We start from the raw sequence: 19169 nt of genomic DNA on the forward strand, positions 1-19169 counted from the left end.
CAGGGGCTGCCATTTCATTTTTAAGTCATCCTTTTCTTAAACAAACAACTAATTAATCAACTTTAAGTTCAGGGAATGTGTTCTTAACTTCTTTTTTGAAGTTCTTAATTACTTCCTTAATATCAGCATTATTTTTGACGCCTTGACCTGCAGCTTTTCTCCAAATACTTAACACTTCTTCACCATATTTGTCTGACTTATAGCCGGGAATATCTTTAACTGTTTCGTAATATGGCTTTAAAATATTTTGATCGCCAAACATCGGAGATTTGAAGGTTTCTAAGTTGTCTTCATAAACAGATAATAGTCCTGGCATATTTCCAGTTGCTTCTAAATTGTGCTGCTGCCATTCTTTACCTGCAATAAACTCAATAAATTTATAAGCTAAATCTTTATTAGGAGATTTTTCATAGATTGAACGGTATGTTCCACCCATGTAAAATCCTTTTGGAGTTCTTGCAACACCAAACTTATCTTTCGCCTTATCATCTTTGTTATCAACCATGAAGCTTGCCCATGCAGGCATTGCTGTTAAAATAACACTTCCATCATTAATGGCATTACCCCATCCTGCAGAGAAGAATTCTAATTTTGCGTCCACGTTGTTATTAAAAATTTCTTTTTGTATTGCATAATTTTTCTTCCAAGCAGGATCGATTGTTAATTTTCCATCTTTTACCCATGGCTTTGTATTATAAGCTTCCATATTATAGATATCGCCATAATGGGAAATTAAATGAACTTTTCCGTTGCTGTCTTTATTTACTTTCTTACCTAATTCAATAATTTTGTCATAAGAATCGACCATTTCAGAAATTTTTTCTGGGTCATCTGTTCCTAAATATTTTTTTGCATTTTCTTTGATATACCAGAAGCCGCCTGGTGAAGAATGATCTGAAATCGCTTTAACGTCACCCTTAGCATCTCTTCCTAAAGCTTGTACATATGGAACATAATCTTTCACAAGATCTTCCGCACCCATATCAGAAAGGTTTGTTGCATACTTTGAATTGATAAACTTATCAATATATCCTCTTTCTAAGTCAAAAATATCTGGGACATCTTTACCTGATTGAAGTACATTTAAAAGCTTTGTTTTATATTGATCACCAGGGAAGATTTTCACTTCCACTTCAGCATCCGGATATTTTTTCTCAAATTCTTTTGCCATGTCTTCTACTTGACCAAAGAATGTCCAAATGGTTATTTTACCTTCAACTTTATTGTCATTACTTTTTTTAACTGGACTTGATGCAGTCTCATCATTTTTTGAACATCCCGCAAATAAGGATAAGACAAGGACAGCAGCGAATAGAATAGATAGAAATTTTTTCATATAGATATACAGCCCCTTTTTTTTGATATAATGAAGGTCTAATGTTTTTCTTATCGTCCTCTTTAAGTGGCTAAGACCGTCAATTCTTTTACACTTAATCGTGTTGATAAGTTAAGCTTTTCTTCAGTGAGGGTTCATTCCTTCACTGAAGGATATTCTTTTGATCATGATGTTCTTTACTGGACATCACCCCAATCAAGTGGTCACTATTATTTATCCTTTTAATGCTCCTGCAGTAACACCACTAATAATCTTTTTAGAAACGATAGAGAAGAAGATTAAGATTGGTATAACTGAGATAACAATTCCTACATACATTGCCCCAAAATCAGTTGAAAACTGAGACTTAACACTTGCAATCATTACTGGTAATGGCTGCAATTCATTGTCGAAAAGAATAATCATCGGTGTTAAGAAGTCATTCCACTTACCAATGAATGAAAAGATTCCAAGAGTTGCCACAGCTGGCATTAATAATGGAAGCACCAACCGATGGAATATTTTAAGTTCACCACACCCGTCTATTCTCCCTGATTCTAGAATTTCTGTCGGAACACTGGAATCACACATTTGTTTCATAAAGAAGATCCCAAACGCGTTTGAAATAGATGGAAGAATGATTGGCCAATAGGTGTTTAACATATTAAAGGTATCCATAAGCTTAAAAAATCCGATAATTCCTAATTGCCCTGGAATCATCATTGTTCCTAGGACGGCCATGAAAAGAATATTTTTACCTTTGTAGTTGAATTTTGAGAATCCATAGCCTGCCAGCGCTGAGAAGTATAAACTTAATATGGTTGATGTAACAGTTATAAACACTGAATTAACAAAGCCTCGCCAAATTGGTACTGTATCCAACAACCGATTATAGTTATTCATAAACTCAGTGCCTGGAAGAAGTAATAATTTCCTGGCAATGTCTGAATTTGCGTGGGTCGAAGTGATCATCATACTATAAAAAGGCAGCAGACAGGTCAATGCGACTATTATCAAGAATATATATATGGCGAATTTACCTAACAATTTTTTAATTTTTCTTTCTTTTATCGTTTTACTTTTACCTAATGAAATACTATTGTCAGCAATACTATTACTAGCTTTCATAAAGGATCCCCTTTCTTCTAAGCGGAAAGTCTCCTACTTTTTAAAGTAAAAAGTCATTTTACTGTTCAACTTTGTTCATTTTTGAAAACTTAATAGATATTAATGAGAAGATTAATATTATGACAAAGATAGCGTAAGCGATTGCTGCTCCATAACTATAATCAAAGTTTTTGAAAGCTGTTTGGTATAAATACATAACCATTGTTAATGTTGAGTTATCAGGGCCATTACCTAACATTAATGGTGCGTCAAATAATTGCAGACCACCGATAATCGAAGTAATAAAGGTAAATAACAGTACCGGTTTTAACAAAGGCAAGGTAATTTTTGTAGCAATTTTCCAGCGTGAGGCTCCATCCACTTCAGCCGCTTCATATAATTCAGGGGATATGGATTGAAGTCCGGCGATAAATACTAATAGATTGAATCCAAAGTATTGCCACATAATTACTCCTGCAACAATAATCCTTGATAACCATGGACTATTTAACCAATTCACTGGATCGTCAATAAGCCCGATCCCCATCAATAACTTATTAACACTCCCCGTTTGCCAGTCAAACATTAAACTGAACAAAACCCCTAGTGTTATAGGTGTTACGATATGCGGAAAATAATAGACTGCTCGAAAGAAATGTTTCCCACGAATAAATTTTTCATTGAGAATCATCGCTAACAGTAGTGAAAGTACCAATTGAGGAACAATGGAAAGAATCCAGATAATTAACGTGTTCCCAATCGACTTAAAAAAGAAAGTATCATGCAGTAATCGTGAATAGTTTGCTAAGCCCACAAAGACTGGGTCGGAGAAACCATCCCATTTTGTAAAACTTAGATAGAGTGAATATATGATTGGTGTTAAGCCAAATACTAGAAATGAAATGAAAAATGGAACCACAAAGTAGAAACCGTATTGAGATTTATTAATAGAATTTCTCATATTTTCACAGCCTTATATTCTTTTTTGTTACATCATTGAACATGTGTGATTTCAGGAGTCATCTCCTATGTAGTAAACCTATCAATCTATTTTTCAACCAAATCGATTGATTTTTCTCTTGTTGAACTTAGTTGGATATTGGCTCAGATATTTTTCTGCAAGAATCGCGAATAATTAGTTTCGGTGTTAATAAATGTCTTTCAGAAAAATATTCGATCTTATTTTCCATTCTATTAAATAGTTCAATCGCTGCTTTTGTGCCCATTTCCATAAATGGTTGTTTCACTGTTGTCAATGAAGGAAAAACCCAGCTTGACAGTGTAATATCGTCAAATCCAGTAATCGAAAAGTCGGTTGGGACGTTATATCCCCGTTCCTGAACCGCTCTTAATGCTCCAATCGCTGTTTCATCATTTGAAGCAACAACTGCAGTGAAGTCTCCAGAATTTAATAATTGATTCATTGCCAGATATCCATCCTCATTTGACCAATCTGTCGAAACAATCAAATCTGTTTTAATATCTAATCCTAATAGTTCCATTGTTTCAAGATAGCCAGTTAAACGGCATTTTGTTGCCGCAGCATCTGAAGGTCCTGAAATATAAGCGATTTTTCGGTGGCCAATTCTATTAAGATATTTAACAAGCTCAGAAATACCGAAATAATTATCAACATCAACAGAGACTAAACCATCCACACCGGCAGAATCCCCAAAGACAACAACTGGGCAATCAGATTCCGCTATTTTCAATAAATCCTCTTTATCCCTTTTCCTGAAGCTGATTAAGATAATTCCGTCAACATGACCTTCATAATATAGATTTTGAAAATAAGATTCCTTGTAGTTATTAGAAGTCATACTGTAGAAAACACAATTAAAACCCTTTTCCTTTGCCACCTCTTCAATTCCTCTGAAGATCATCGGATAAAACATGTTCGTAATACTGTCAACGACAATCCCAATGGTTTGCGTTTTATTTACAACCAATCTTCTTGCATTTTCATTACGATGATAGTTCAATTCTTTAATAGCCTTTTTTAGCGCTTCTTCTGTTTCTTTTTTTACTGGCTGGCCATTTAAATAACGAGATACTGTACTTTTTGAAGTATTGGCCAATCTAGCAACATCTATAATCGTAGAGCTCACATTTAACCCTCCTCACCCTTGCAAGAAAATTGGAACGTTCCCAATATAATGCAAAATTTTTTTTAAAACTATTCAACATCTAAAACAATGATTCTGGTACGGCTCACTCTACCGTTTTGAAACGATCGTTGAAACAGCAAATCTCATACAGTTATTACCATCCTACCGATTGCCTAACAGACCTACCAATTAAGTAGGCAAGATATAAACCCGATTTCCATCTATAGAAACCGTTTACATTCAGTCGAAAAAAATTTTATTTCACCTTGCAACTGATCCCTATACAGTGTAATTCAATGGCCTTTAAGAAATAGACCATTGAATTACACTTCATTTATCGGGAACGTTCCCAATTTGGCGCAAAATATTATCTAATTAAATTGTAAGCGCCTGTCTATCTTTTGTCAAACGAAAATATTTAATTATCAGACATTATTTCTCGTCATTTTCATCCTTTATTGAAGAAGTCATTCTAGCAATCGTCCGATATATATACCACATCCAGATATAACTAATAATACTACCGCTAAAAAACAGAAAAAGAGCCGGTACTTTCATTGATAAAAAATAGAATAAATAGGTGATGATAAATAATCCTGCTGTTTTGAGTGGTGAGGCAAGACTATATAAAAAACTATATTTTATATAGGCAAAAAAACTATATTCAAAATGAACGAAAATCGGAAAAAAATAGATACATGTCGTGACAAAAAAATAAGCAATCAATAATGTCATTATTTTCAATATCATGCTACCAATAGATACACCTATGGAAAAGTAGTGAAAATCAAAATACAATAACCATCCAATTGCTGCTAGTATCAAACCAAGTCCATTTACTTTAAAAAATTCTGTTTTATAGTTTTTCCAGAATGTTTTAAATACGGGTGCATCCACTTCTCCTATTACCCATTTGCGAATAACAGAAAACATAGCTGCTGTAGCGGGGAAAATCCCAAATACCCCTAACCCTAGTATCGTAAAAGCAATCCATAACAATTGGAGATACGCAAATTGCATGATCAGTTCAGTGATTCGATAGATAAACTGATGTATTCCTTTAGTTTTCAATGATCATCACCCTTTAAATATTTGGAGAATTAAAAATTACACCACTCATGCTCAGAATTAAAAATATTAACCTTTTGATTTTTCACAGCATTCTCAGCAAACAGATACATCGCTGCCGACCACGATTGGCCTGCATACCCCATAGGTCGTCCTGATTGACCATGAAACCACTCATTAAATTCCCATTCATCCTTCTTACCTGCTTTATTCATCTGAGCTAATTTTCCTATTTGATACTCTGCCTCCTCAAACCTTTTGGCCTGAATTAGTGCAGCAACATAGAAACCGCCTATAAATGGCCATGATCCGCCGTTATGATAATGATGCGGCAAATTAAGATTTCGAACCCGATAGTAATCCCGCCAATCCTTTTCACCTTCTCGAATCGCTGGATACAAGGCTTGTACCGGATATGGCTCATTGATTCCGCAACCATGGATATAATCCAATATTTTATTTGCTTTATCTTCATCAGCAATTCCAAAGACAATCGCCAGTAAGTTTGCGAGTGTATCAAATCGGTCAGCATAATCGCGAAACCCCATATATGGTAAATAAAATGGTCTTTCTACTAATTCCGTTTCGACGCGCTTGATTGGATATATCCATTCTTTCCGTTCTTTTTTAACCCAATCCATTTTCTCCTGATTTTCTGGAGTTATCCACAAAAGGATATTAATCTTCTTTTTTACATCCTTAGCATTGTCATAATAATAGCTTGAAGGAATATCTAGCGCATCTGCCATATGTCCCATGCACTTCCATGCAGCAGCATATAAAACATTATCAAATAGAACATTATAGCGGTTTGCAAATAAATCAGCCCAGTCCATTGCTTCGTGAACTTCCAATAAACCGCACTCATTTGAATCTTGATATCGAAGCCATAGCAATGCCCTTTCTAAATTGCCCCACCATTTTTGTAAAAACTCTTTGTCCTTCGTTTCTATATAGTACGAGTAATGGCCAATGATATACCATATGTTTCCATCAACACACCCTGCATGAATGGAATCTTCCACGGCTTGACCGTTTTCACCCTCATTTTCTAATTTACCACCGTGAGCGATTAAAGCTGGGTCAGCAACATTTGGAAATCCAACATTATGTGGAATTTTTCCAAGTTCACTTTGGAAACGACCCAATGTTTCCAATGACCTGCGGTGCACCATCTGCCCCATCTCATTATCACAAACTAAAAGACCTAGTCCACAGATCATACTGTCCCTTGCCCAGACTTGTTGGTAGGCAGTACTCGATCCGAGCAGACCAAGCTCTCCCCCGTTCTGTAACAGAATTTTCTCAGCTTTTTCTCTTCCTATTTCAACCATTTTAGCTTCCATTTCTCTGTTTCCCCCAGACAATTTATAATGGATGGGTAAATCCATGTTCTCATTACATAATGTTTTTTTCAAATATTTTTGTTTTATTTCCAGATACTTCACAATCATGTAACCGGTGAAATACCTCTTTTAAAGCATCATAGGCTTTTGCAAATACGAGAAATAATTTTTCATAATCTTCATGCAAAGTTTGATTTGGGTGATAAACCTTTTCGTATTGATGCAAGCCCCAACAATCTGATACCTCCAGAAGATTGTTAAAATCACCATTTCCTACCGCAGCCAACATAGCCGCGCCATAGGCGCCGCCACCACGATTTCTATTTCTAACCACTGGAACATTAAAAATATTTGCCGCTGCGGTCACCCATAAGTCATGTTGTGCCGCCCCCCCTGTTAAAAGGATGTGCTCACATTTATGTCCAACTGTTTCTTCAACTATTTTAAACGATTGATATAGAGAAAAGAGGACACCCTCAACCACAGCCCTGGCCATTTCAGCCTTTGTATGCTCATTCGTAAAACCAATAAACGTACCTTTGGCTTTTTCATCCATGTATGGTGAGCGCTCTCCAAAGAGATATGGCAGGAAAAGTAATTTTTTAGCTCCAGGACTAGCCGTACTTGCTAGGTCTAGTAAGTCTTTTATTTCTATATCATTACTAAAAATTGATTCTGTTAACCATTTAAACGACATTCCGGCAGACAATGTGGCGCCCATTAATACCCATTTCCCTGAAGCAGCATGTGCAAAGGAATGGAGCGTCCCGTTCTTTACAATGGCTGGTTCATCTGTACTCACAAACAGCTGGCCACTGGTTCCGATGGTACATAACCAATCTTTTGAGTTTATAATCCCATTTCCTATAGCCTGTGCTTGGGCATCACCACAACCACAAATCACCGCTGTCCCTTCATTAAGCCCAAATGCTCTTGCCGCTTTTCTAGTGATGGAACCGGTAAGTGCTGTTGATGATTTGATTTCGGGCAGCTTGGTTTCATCGATTTGAAAAGTTTTGATGATTTTTTTTGACCATTGCAATGTGTGTAAATCCATTAGAAGTGTTGCCGATGCATCGGAATAATCGGTTTCAAACGTGTCAGTAAGCTTCCTTCTAAGAAAATCCTTCGGGAGTAAAAACTTATTTGTTTTTTCATAAAGGTCGGGATAGTGTTTCTTAAACCACATAATTTTCCCGAGCGTGAAACTAATATTCGGACGGTTTCCAGTTACTGCAACCCATTCCTCGTTAGTAAATTCACTGTGGAATGCAGCTAACTCCTCTTCATTTCTCCGGTCAGACCAAATAATTGCATGATGCAGTGCATTCCCATTATTATCAACTGGAACAATTCCATGCATTTGTCCCGTCACAGAGATAGCACGTATTTCTTTGAGAATTTGAGAATTTAGTTTTTCCACTTCTGCTAATGCTTCGCTCAGTGCTGTTAGCCATTGTGTAGTATTTTGTTCAATCCAGCCATCCTGCGGTGTGTGAACACCATAAGACTTTGTTGCACTATTAAGGATCTCGCCTGATTGGTTTACAACTACAACTTTAAGTGATGATGTCCCTAAGTCAATTCCCAAGTAGTGTTTCATACTGTTACAAAAGCTTGGTCGAGATTTTCAATTAAATTTGTTTCATAAATTGGCTCTTCAGGATTTTTCGGAATGCATAATGTTTTGATTTCCAAAGGCCCAAAGTGCAGTTCCAGTGATCTTCCCCAGTTTTTCAATTCTACTTTTGCAACCGTTTCTGCATTATTCATTTCAAATAAACGAATAATCAAGTCATCATGATTCTCGGCTTTCTTTAAAGCAGAAAGAATAATGTTTGGTTGATTAATCGAAATAAATGAATCTTCTTGCGGCAGTGAACCCTTATGGTAGGTTTCAATAATCAATTGCGGTTTTTGATTTAATTCTAGTGCATGCTTTACAGTTTCAGCTTCTTCCCAACTGTTTTCATGTGGTAACAATTGATACGTAAAAGTTTGAATCCCTTGATCAATAATCGGGTAGTCTTCGTCCTTGTCTGGGATAAATGGTGCATGGTGCGCATAGATTGGGCTTCTTAACACCGTTAAGTTAATCGTATTTCCTTTCACATCGACCCCATATTTCCCGTCATTCAGAATACTTAGGCCGTAAATATCTTCCCTTTGTTTGCTGATTGTTCCCGTTACATCTATCCAATTTTGCATTGGTTTTTCGTTTCCATCTGACTCACGAGAAGTGTGTCCAAATGGAACCTCATAGGTGGTATTCCGTTGATTAAAACTCACAGGGAACCTGATTTTTAATGTTTGATAGCTTTCTTGCCAGTTTACTTTCACTTTGACTTCTATCTTATTCAATTGTTTATACATGATAAAATCTTGAACAATCGTTGAAGATTGAAACTTTGATGTCACACGGATAACGCCTCTTACCGGTCCTTCTTCCAGCTTCTTAATTCGAACGGGCTTGAATACACCTGCAATCTCATCAAAGCGTAACGTCCCATGTCCCCATGTATCAGAAGAATCATTCATTACGACAGGAATAGCTGCATCGTTCTTAAACACTTCAATTTGCTTGACTTTGTCAAATAAACTGCTAATCCCACCGGATTCTTGATCAATAACCAGTCTGAAGCGATCGTTTTCCATTTCATTTTCGGTAACTTTTACTGCTTCAAACTCTTTAGCAGACTTAAAGGCACGAAGTTTATACGTGCTATATCCTAAAGGTGGAAGGTCTGCCAAGAATACAACTCTTTTTCGATTTGGGATTATTGCTATTGGGTCAACGATTTGGTATGGTATTTCATTCCCATTTACATCCTCGATTATGAACTCTTCTGGCAGTAGGTAATTTACAAACAACCCATCCTCAATTTCAACATTCACCTTCACCGGCCATGAATGCGGATTAAAGATGACCATTGGCTTCATGCCTTTTTCTTCTTCAATATCAATATTCCAACTCAAGGATTGTAAAGCGTAGTTCATATTTCTTGATGAGATACTGATGGATTCCCCATATAAATCTCTTGCATCAACATACGCTGATTCAATGCTTGTGCCCGCTAAAATATCATGAAACTGATTAAATAAAATTCCCTTCCAAGCTTGGTTCATATCTATTGGGTACACTTGTCCGGTTGTCCAGTTCGCAATCGATGAAAACTTTTCAGCCATAATTGTAAGATTCTCAGAATATCTATTTAGCTTCTTTACTTCCGAATGAACAGAATAACAACCAACGGCATGGTGGAGCAGGTCATCATGAACAACAGGAAGCTGATCCTTAAGACTTTCCACATGGTCGAAAAAGTCATTCGGTGAGCTAAAGACAAGATTTGTATCTTCCATCGATCCATTTAATTTTTCAATAATCTCAATGTTTTCCTTGGTCGGTCCACCCCCGTGATTACCCACACCATAAAAGCACATTAAGTTGTTAAAAGAATGTTTCAGCTCTGTGTTGCAATGCATTATATGGTTTTCGAGATGGTCAAAGGTACAATACTCAAAAGGAATACGAAAGGCTTTTACCCGCGAACCATCCTTAGATTCCCACAAAAACAAACGGCTTGGAAGTCCTTTTTCCTCTGGACCCGGTCTCATAAATACGTAAGAATCCATCCCGGATTTCTTTAATATTTGCGGAAGCATTCCATTATGTCCAAAGCTGTCAACATTGTAGCCAACCGTTGCAGTCACACCGAATTTTTCTTTAAAATAATTTTGACCAATCAGGCCTTGGCGGACAAATGACTCACCACTTGGAATATTACAATCTGGTTGGATCCACCAACCGCCACAGATGATCCATCTGCCTTCTTGAATCCTCGCCTTGATTTCCTCAAACATCTTCGAATCATTTTTTTCAATCCATTCATAATAAGCTGCTGAACTGGATGTGAAAATAAAATTCTCATATTCTTTCAAACGATCCAGTGCCGAACGAAATGTCGCCTTCACTTCTTGAAAGCCTTCCTGCCAGCGCCAAAGCCAAACGGGATCTAGATGGGCATTTCCAATCATAAACATATTCTTCATATAGAATTTCCTCCTGATTGATTGATAATCTTAGTTGCATTACTTTTATGTTTTTCAGTTTTAACTGCCTCTAGTAATCGCAAAAACAACGCTTACATTTTATTTACTTACGATTGGATTTATTATAGCATCTCAATCTTTGTTTGTGTACCCAATAAACTAAGTATTGTAACTTATACACCAATAAGAACGCGTTGGCACTATTTAAAAAAATAAAAAAGACAGGAGGAGCTTCAAACTTAATGCTCCTTCTGTCTTTTTTAATTGGCTCTGTTAAACTCGGCTGTTGATTTCCGCTCCAATCAACGTAGGCTTTAAAATCAACAATGACCTTTAACACAGCCTTTTAATTAACGGTAAATAATGTCATTCCAACGTAATTCGTTATTGAATGCATTTGTGTTCGTGTCATTATTAATAACAACCATTTCGATCCCAGCTAGTTCTGCAAAGTCTCTTAGTTGTTCTGTTGTTACTTTATATGAGAAGCCAGTATGGTGGGCCCCGCCAGCTTGGATCCAATTTTCAACTGCTTGACTTAACGATGGCTGAGTTGTCCATAATACTCTTGCAACAGGGAGATTAGGCATATCTTTTTCTGGCTGCACTGCATCCACTTCATTTACTAGGAGACGGAAACGATGTCCAAGGTCAACAATGGAGGCATTTAAGGCAGCCCCGCCTCTTCCATCAAATACAATTCTCGCAGGATCTTCTTTACCGCCGATTCCAAGCGGATGTACCTCAATTTTAGGTCGAGTAGCTGAAATAGATGGGCATACCTCAAGCATATGGGCACCAAGCACCATTTCATTTCCTGGCTCAAAATGATATGTATAATCTTCCATGAAGGATGTCTCTTCATTGCCTGCAATGATTTTCATCAACCTTACAAGAGCAGCTGTTTTCCAGTCACCTTCACCAGCAAAACCATAGCCTTGTTCCATTAAACGCTGAGCGGCAAGACCTGGAAGTTGGTTTATTCCATGTAAATCTTCAAAAGTGGTAGTAAATGCAGTATAGCCGCCCTCAGTTAAGAATGCTTTCATACCAAGTTCAATTCTTGCTTGATAGCGGATGGATTCTCTAACTGGACCATCAGTAAGACCTTCAGGAGTAATATCATATTGCTCTTCATATTCAGCCATTAACTGATCAATCTCTTGTTCCGTTACATCATTCATGCGTTGAACTAAGTCACCCACTCCGTAACCATTAACTGTCCAGCCAAATTTGATTTGCGCTTCTACTTTGTCACCCTCTGTTACGGCTACTTGGCGCATGTTATCACCGAATCTCGCAACCTTTAAGTTTTTGCTTTCCTCAAAAGCAACTGCTGTTCTCATCCAGCTGCCAACACGCTCTTTAACATCTTGGTTTTCCCAATGACCTACAACAACCTTACGCTTTACTTTTAGGCGACTGGCAATGAAACCATGCTCACGGTCGCCGTGTGCGGCTTGATTTAAATTCATGAAATCCATATCGATAGAATTCCATGGGATATCACGATTAAATTGAGTAGCTAGATGAAGATACGGCTTTTGTAGGGAGGAAAGACCAGCAATCCACATTTTTGATGGTGAGAATGTGTGCATCCATGTAATAATTCCTGCACAATTTTCATCAGCATTTGCCTCTAGGATCAGTTTGCGGATCGAATCAGAATCCTTTACTACTGATTTAAAAACTAATTTATAAGGTACAGCAGAATCATCGTCCAAACCATTTACGATAGTTTTTGAATTCTCTTCTACTTGTCGCAGTACATCTTCTCCGTATAATAATTGACTTCCTGTTACAAACCAAAATTCATAAGCTTTTGTAGTTAACAAGGTAATTCCTCCTAGAGTATATGAAATATATTTTTATATCAGATTTATTATTATTATTTTATAATTAGTCATCCGTACAAGTTTCCTTGGAAAGACCCATAAAATTTTTGCTGTCTCTAATACCTACTTTTGTCCGTAATAGGCATTCACACCATGCTTGCGAAGATAGTGTTTATCTAGCAGAAATTGGTCAATAGGTTTCATTTGTGGGTTAAGCTGGAAAGTTTGTAATGCCATTTTAGCTACTTCCTCTAGAACCACAGCATTGTGAACAGCTTGGCTTGCATTTTTCCCCCAGCTAAAAGGAGCATGGCCTGATAATAAAACTCCAGGCATAGATACCGGATCAAGTCCTTCTTTTTCAAAGGTTTCAATAATTACATTACCTGTTTCAAGTTCGTATCCTCGTTCAATTTCCTCTTGGGTCAAGGTACGTGTACAAGGAATTGCCCCATAAAAGTAATCAGCATGCGTCGTTCCAAGTGCAGGAATTGGCTGCCCTGCCTGAGCCCAGCTTGTAGCCCATGGTGAATGAGTATGAACAATTCCGCCAATTTGATTAAAAGCCCGGTACAGCGCAAGATGTGTTGGAGTATCAGAAGATGGTCTTAATGTTCCCTCTACGATTCTTCCATTTAAATCTAAAACAACGAGATCATCTATTTTTAAATCTTCGTAAGGGACACCACTTGGCTTAATAACAACAAGACCTTGTTCACGATCAATCCCACTTACATTACCCCAAGTAAAAGTTACCAATCCATGTTCTGGCAGCTGCAAGTTAGCTGCTAATACCTCTTTTTTTAATCGTTCTAACATACTGTTTCCTCCCTTTTTTCCAAGGAGCTTTCTTTCTTAATTTTTTTCAAGGTTTTCATAACATTGTTTTCGCCTCTGCCAAAGTAATCATAAAGGCGGGCATATTCGTTGAAAAGTTGGTCATACACTTTTGCATTAGCTTTAATTGGCTGGTAAATGTAATCTTTAACACTGCCCATATCTTTGGCAGCATCTGTAATGCTGTCGTAACCACCGCGGTCTTTTCCTGCTGCAACTGCACCAAACATCGCTGATCCAAGAGCAGGTGTTTGTGAAGAAGCAGAAATCTTAATATCCATATTTAATACATCCGAATAAATTTGCATCATCATCGCATTTTTCTCAGCAATTCCTCCAGCAGCATAAACCTCATTTACAGGAACTCCATTTTTGCGGAAAGTTTCAACAATCATTCGTGTACCGTAAGCTGTTGCTTCAATTAATGTACGATAGATTTCCTCTGGCTTTGTTAAAAGAGTCGCACCTAGGAGAACACCTGTAAGATCAGCGTCAACAAGTGTAGAGCGGTTACCGTTCCACCAATCTAACGCGAGGAGGCCGCTTTCACCCACTTGTAATTGATTTGCTTTTTCCGTTAATAGGTGATGGATGTTTACTCCTTTTTCTTCTGCTTCTTCATGGTAGCTTGCAGGGACACAGTTTTCAGTAAACCATTCGAAATGGTCACCTACACATGATTGACCTGCTTCATACCCCATAAAGCCAGGGATTACACCATCCTCAACCACACCACACATACCCGGAACAATCTTTTCTTCCTCCCCTAGCAAAATATGACAAGTAGAGGTTCCCATAATCATTAACAATTTACCCGGCTCAGTAATCCCTACAGCTGGGACGGCAACGTGAGCGTCAACATTAGCAACAGCTACTGCTGTACCTGGATTCAAACCTGTTAACTTTGCCGCTTTTATAGTAATTTCCCCTGCTTTAGACCCAATTGGGACAATCTTAGTTGATAGTTTTTCTTCGACTACATTTTCCAAACGTGGATCAAGCGCCTTGAAAAATTCATTGGATGGGTATCCCTCTTGTTTATGCCAGATAGCTTTGTATCCCGCCGTACAACTGTTTCGATTTATTTCTCCTGTCAACTCAGAAATAACCCAATCTGCCGCCTCTAATATTTGGTCAGCTGCTTCATAAATTTCAGGTGCTTCATTTAAAATCTGCCATAACTTTGGCAACATCCATTCAGAAGAAATTTTTCCGCCATAACGCTGTAAAAACTTTTCTCCGCGCGCTTCAGCAATTTTATTTAATCGATTTGCTTCATCTTGTGCTGCATGGTGTTTCCAAAGCTTTACATAGCTGTGAGGGTGGTTCCTAAATTCCTCATTGAAACACAATGGTGTTCCATATTCATCAATCGGGAGAACCGTACAAGCAGTAAAGTCAATCCCTAAGCCGATTACATCATCAGCAGAAATTTCCGCTTTCTTTAATACTTCTGGAATAGTAACCTGTAATACTTCAAGATAATCGTTCGGATGCTGCAAAGCCCAGTCATGTTCTAACTTCGTGATTCCATTAGGTAAAAACTCATCCATTACCCCATGAGTATATTCTTTTACAGCAGTGGCTACTTCTTTACCGCTCCCAACCTCAACAAGCACAGCTCTTCCTGATTGCGTTCCATAATCTACTCCTATCGTATACTTAGCCATTAAATTCACCTGTCCTTTAGAATACGTTTACAAAACTAGTTTCTATTTAATTAATTCTATAAAAATATAATTCTATTTTTCATTTTTATGCGTACAAGTTTAAAAAAACTCGAAATCCTTATCATTAATCCTTACAAGTTATCCGAAAGATCCTTACTTGTACGTATAACTTTAATTAAATTTTACCACCTATCTGATTTTTTTCAATGCTATTTTGTAATTAATTCATTATTTCTTGAAAAAAGTTATTAAATTTTGATGAGAATATAAAAAGAAAAAACACCCTATTATGATNNATCATAATAGGGTGTTTTTTTACTTAAAATACAAATGTATTAAAGGAAGAAGGCTCTAATGTAACATTATATTTTTCAATTCCTTCTCCGATACAAAGTTCACGTTGATTTTCAAACGGATTTGAAATAACAACTATTCTTGAGCCATCCGGATTTCTAAATGCAACTGCATTTCCAGTCCATGGACCATTTGTTTCAATCCTAACCGCACCAGGTTTAATAAAATGAGAGAAATGCTTCATCACATAAAACTCTGGATTACAATTGAATTCCTTTGTTTCAGGATCTACGGTAATCATAGAATTTTGTTCCCATCCCCAAGTGCTTCGGCCAAACGGTTCCAAGACCATGTTCCAATAAACATAAGAGTTTGCACCATTCACGAAGTAATGTCGAAACAAATTATAGACGTATTGAGCATATTCCCACGTGTTTTTTCCATCTCCACATTCATTTTCTGTCTGCATGTAACGTAGTTCTGGATAGCTTTGTACCGTTTGTTGTATGGCATACTTTCCTGCCCATTGATAGCCGACACCTTTAATGTATTTATAAGCCTCAGGGTCACTTAGGACCGTATTAGCCAGTTGATCATAATCAGATGCTGACTTTTGAAATAATTCATTGACAATTCCATTAATGGTTCCTAGCCATATTTCCGTGTCTAGTTCATGTCGTTCAAAAGCTGGACCTAAATAGTCAGAAATGAATTCACGAAGCTGTTCGCCGGTCCAAACACATGAAGGGAATTTCTGATCAGCAACCACTTCATTTTGGACATGGATTTGGTCAATCTTAATACCCTCTTGTTTGTAAGCCTCTACAAACTTTACAAAGTATAAAGCATACGCCTCCAAAACTTCCTTTTCCCAACGCAGTTTTCCATAGTTGTATGCTTTAGGGAACTTCATCCATGTTGGAGGGCTCCACGGAGATGCGAACAATTTTATGTTAGGATTACGTTTCAACGCTTCTTTTATAAAAGGAATCAAATACTGTTGATCCCTTTCGATATTAAAATGCTCCATATGATAATCATTATCTACTTCGTTGTGACTATACCATTCTAGCGCGTAGTCACTTGCCCCAATTGGAAGCCTGCAGATTTCGAACTTACATTCACCATTTGGATCAAACAATGCATCATACACTTTATTTCTGTCTTCTTCTGTCAGGTGTTGGAGAGCGGTTAGTCCCAGTTCATTAAAGCAGCCGCCAAATCCGTCTATAGTCCGGCCAATCTGATCCGTCAAAGTCAAATTGAGTGAACCTGATTCGGTTTGAAAAACCGTCGTCTCTTTCCAACCACCTAGCTTTGTTGTTGAAAACCAATGAATTTGCTTGTTATTCATTTTAGTAGTTTCCTTTCTTCCGCCACTTGGTCTTCCTCGATAATAATAACTCCCCAAGGTTCTAAATCCATTGTTTGACCTATATTCACTGCTCTTTCTGTCAACAGTTCCAAACCTTCGTTATGAGGATACTTAAAGACTTTCGTTTCATCAGAATAATTAAAGTAATAATGAAGCATCTTGCCATTTTGATTGATTCCAGATTTAATGATTAATGGAAAGGCTAAATCTTGGTCTGCTCCCCATAAGCTTGCCTTTTTAACAGCCTGTTCTAGCACCTTTTTCATTATGGCTGCACTTGGTATACAACCAATGTAGGTTGCACTACCCATACCGTATTGATTTTCAGTGATGGCTGCATATTTCCCCCATTGTGGGTGGTCATAATAAGCAAAAACTTCTGCGGTTGTTGGTGTAATCAGCTCCATCCATGTTTCCACAAAATTATTTTCTTCGCCTACCTGAAAAGGATCATTTCTTAGTGAAACATTTTTCGGCTCAACAAACATACTGTAATAAATACCACAAGCTTCATTTATGATGCCTGGTTGATGTGAAGTTCTTACCTTAACATTTTCATCCGTAAAACCACTCTTAAAGGTATAAACAATATGTCCGCCGTTTTTAACAAATTCGTTTAATCGTTCTAATAGATTATTGGAAGCAGTATACAATGCGGGTACCACTAACATTGAATAGTCCTCAAGATTTTCACTAGTTGGATTCACAAAATCGCAGCCAATATTCATTTTGTATAACTCATCATACATCAGTCGAACAATGTCATTGTAGTTCTTAGAGGTTGATTGATTAAATTTAAACCAATTTAAGGCGGTTAACGACTCATTGCTAACTAGAATCGCAACATTATTTTTTTTCTTTAAGTTAACTAGATGTGGAGAAAGTCTTTCGAAATCCTTTCCAATTGTCTTCGCTTCATTGTATACAGGATTGGGTTCAAAATCATGACTTAATAAACCTTTCCAATACGTTTCAAAAGAGTTATGGATAGAATGCCAATGCCAGTAAGCTACCATATTTGCCCCAGAAGCAAGATGACTAAATGCCTGCAATCTTAGTTGACCAGGATATGGAGTCCAGTTAGTAAAAGCTTGAGCCTCTGTTTCTATTACTAAATAATTCTTTCCCTTTGTGGATCTGGCAACATCGCCCCCAAAGGAAATTTCAATTCCTGTTAGATCGTCTTGTGAAGGGTGATAAATATCCACTCCGGTTACATCGAAGGCTCTTGAAGCTTCAAAGTGATCTACATTCGGTTGGATTCCGTAGGAGTATCCTCTCCATTCAAAGTCAAAATTTTGTGTGACAAACTGACTGGAACGCTTATATTCATTGACAATGGATACTTGCCAACTTAGGAAATCAGTGACTAGCTTTCGTTGAAACTTAGAAAACTCCGATCCAAGGCTGCCATTAATAGTTCCGACAACGGAGGGAAAGTCCTCCCAGCTGTTTATCCGGTTGCTCCAATAATCGAGGCCAAATTTCTCATTTAGACTATCAATTGTCTTGAATTTTTCCTTCATATATTTTACGAATAATAGTTGGACATTCGGTCCTGCTGTATTATAATGCTTCGTTTCATTATCTGTTTGGTAACCAATTACTGCAGGATGATCTTTTACATGACCAATCAACTTTCGGATGATTCTTTCTGAATAAAAAAGATAGCTAGGATTGGTAATATCCATAATCTGGCGAGCGCCATATCGGCCAGGTCCATTTTGGGTTACTGCTAACACATCTGGGTGTTCTTTGACCATCCAGGTGGGAACAGCATAGGTTGGTGTTCCCACAATAACTTTGATTCCAGCATTGTGCATCGCATCAAGAACCCGATCCACTGATGTAAAATCGAAAACCCCGTTTTGTGGTTCATGGGTACTCCAGGTCGATTCGGCAATCCGAACAACATTGATTCCAGCATCCTTCATCATCTGAATATCTTTATCTAAACGATCGTAGGGCATATATTCATCGTAATATGCTACTCCGTATAACAATTGTTGCATTAGGTAAACCCCTTCCAGTTAATCTATTAATCATTTGCTTCGTTAATTTATATGGCTATGTTAAACTTGTCTGTTGATTTCCGCTCCATGCGCTTCGCTTTCCGCGGGCGTCCCGGGGAGCCTCCTCGGCGCAAAGCGCCTGTGGGGTCTCC

General features: G+C 37.5%; 13 protein-coding genes. All 13 read right to left on the reverse strand.

Annotated elements, in window-relative coordinates; all coding sequences use genetic code 11:
* Window positions 1-52 precede the first annotated feature (52 nt).
* Window positions 53-1336, reverse strand: a complete 1284-nt coding sequence (locus COE25_RS02390) for an ABC transporter substrate-binding protein (RefSeq protein ID WP_098930721.1) — start codon at window positions 1334-1336, stop codon at window positions 53-55.
* Between the two features lie 213 nt (window positions 1337-1549).
* Window positions 1550-2443: a carbohydrate ABC transporter permease gene (locus COE25_RS02395; RefSeq protein WP_098930723.1), complete on the reverse strand. Its 894-nt coding sequence runs from the start codon at window positions 2441-2443 to the stop codon at window positions 1550-1552.
* 58 nt (window positions 2444-2501) lie between these two features.
* Entirely contained in the window at window positions 2502-3383 is an 882-nt protein-coding gene (locus COE25_RS02400) for a carbohydrate ABC transporter permease (RefSeq protein WP_098930725.1), read from the reverse strand.
* Between the two features lie 127 nt (window positions 3384-3510).
* Window positions 3511-4530, reverse strand: a complete 1020-nt coding sequence (locus COE25_RS02405; protein ID WP_098930727.1) for a LacI family DNA-binding transcriptional regulator — start codon at window positions 4528-4530, stop codon at window positions 3511-3513.
* 432 nt (window positions 4531-4962) lie between these two features.
* A complete protein-coding gene (locus tag COE25_RS02410; protein ID WP_098930729.1) occupies window positions 4963-5601 on the reverse strand; it encodes a YesL family protein in 639 nt (212 codons plus the stop codon).
* A gap of 29 nt (window positions 5602-5630) precedes the next feature.
* Window positions 5631-6944, reverse strand: a complete 1314-nt coding sequence (locus COE25_RS02415; protein WP_098931244.1) for an amylo-alpha-1,6-glucosidase — start codon at window positions 6942-6944, stop codon at window positions 5631-5633.
* A gap of 52 nt (window positions 6945-6996) precedes the next feature.
* Entirely contained in the window at window positions 6997-8547 is a 1551-nt protein-coding gene (gene xylB, locus COE25_RS02420; RefSeq protein WP_098930731.1) for a xylulokinase, read from the reverse strand.
* Window positions 8544-10994 (reverse strand): alpha-mannosidase, encoded by a 2451-nt coding sequence (locus COE25_RS02425; protein WP_098930733.1) that lies wholly within the window; start codon window positions 10992-10994, stop codon window positions 8544-8546. The genes xylB and COE25_RS02425 overlap by 4 nt, the downstream gene beginning before the upstream one ends.
* Before the next feature lie 350 nt (window positions 10995-11344).
* Window positions 11345-12829 (reverse strand): L-arabinose isomerase, encoded by a 1485-nt coding sequence (gene araA / locus COE25_RS02430; protein ID WP_098930735.1) that lies wholly within the window; start codon window positions 12827-12829, stop codon window positions 11345-11347.
* Window positions 12830-12952: 123 nt separating this feature from the next.
* Window positions 12953-13648 (reverse strand): L-ribulose-5-phosphate 4-epimerase, encoded by a 696-nt coding sequence (gene araD, locus COE25_RS02435; protein ID WP_098930737.1) that lies wholly within the window; start codon window positions 13646-13648, stop codon window positions 12953-12955.
* A complete protein-coding gene (gene araB / locus COE25_RS02440) occupies window positions 13642-15336 on the reverse strand; it encodes a ribulokinase (protein ID WP_098930739.1) in 1695 nt (564 codons plus the stop codon). The genes araD and araB overlap by 7 nt, the downstream gene beginning before the upstream one ends.
* A 319-nt stretch (window positions 15337-15655) precedes the next feature.
* The gene (locus tag COE25_RS02445) at window positions 15656-16984 is read right to left on the reverse strand and encodes a glycoside hydrolase family 30 protein (protein WP_098930741.1); all 1329 of its coding nucleotides are present in this window, start codon (window positions 16982-16984) and stop codon (window positions 15656-15658) included.
* Window positions 16981-19017 carry a beta-galactosidase gene (locus COE25_RS02450; protein WP_098930744.1) on the reverse strand — a complete coding sequence of 679 codons (2037 nt, stop codon included), beginning with the start codon at window positions 19015-19017 and terminating at the stop codon, window positions 16981-16983. The genes COE25_RS02445 and COE25_RS02450 overlap by 4 nt, the downstream gene beginning before the upstream one ends.
* Window positions 19018-19169 lie beyond the last annotated feature (152 nt).

Source organism: Bacillus sp. AFS031507 (assembly GCF_002584635.1).
Classification (GTDB): Bacteria; Bacillota; Bacilli; order Bacillales; family Cytobacillaceae; genus Neobacillus.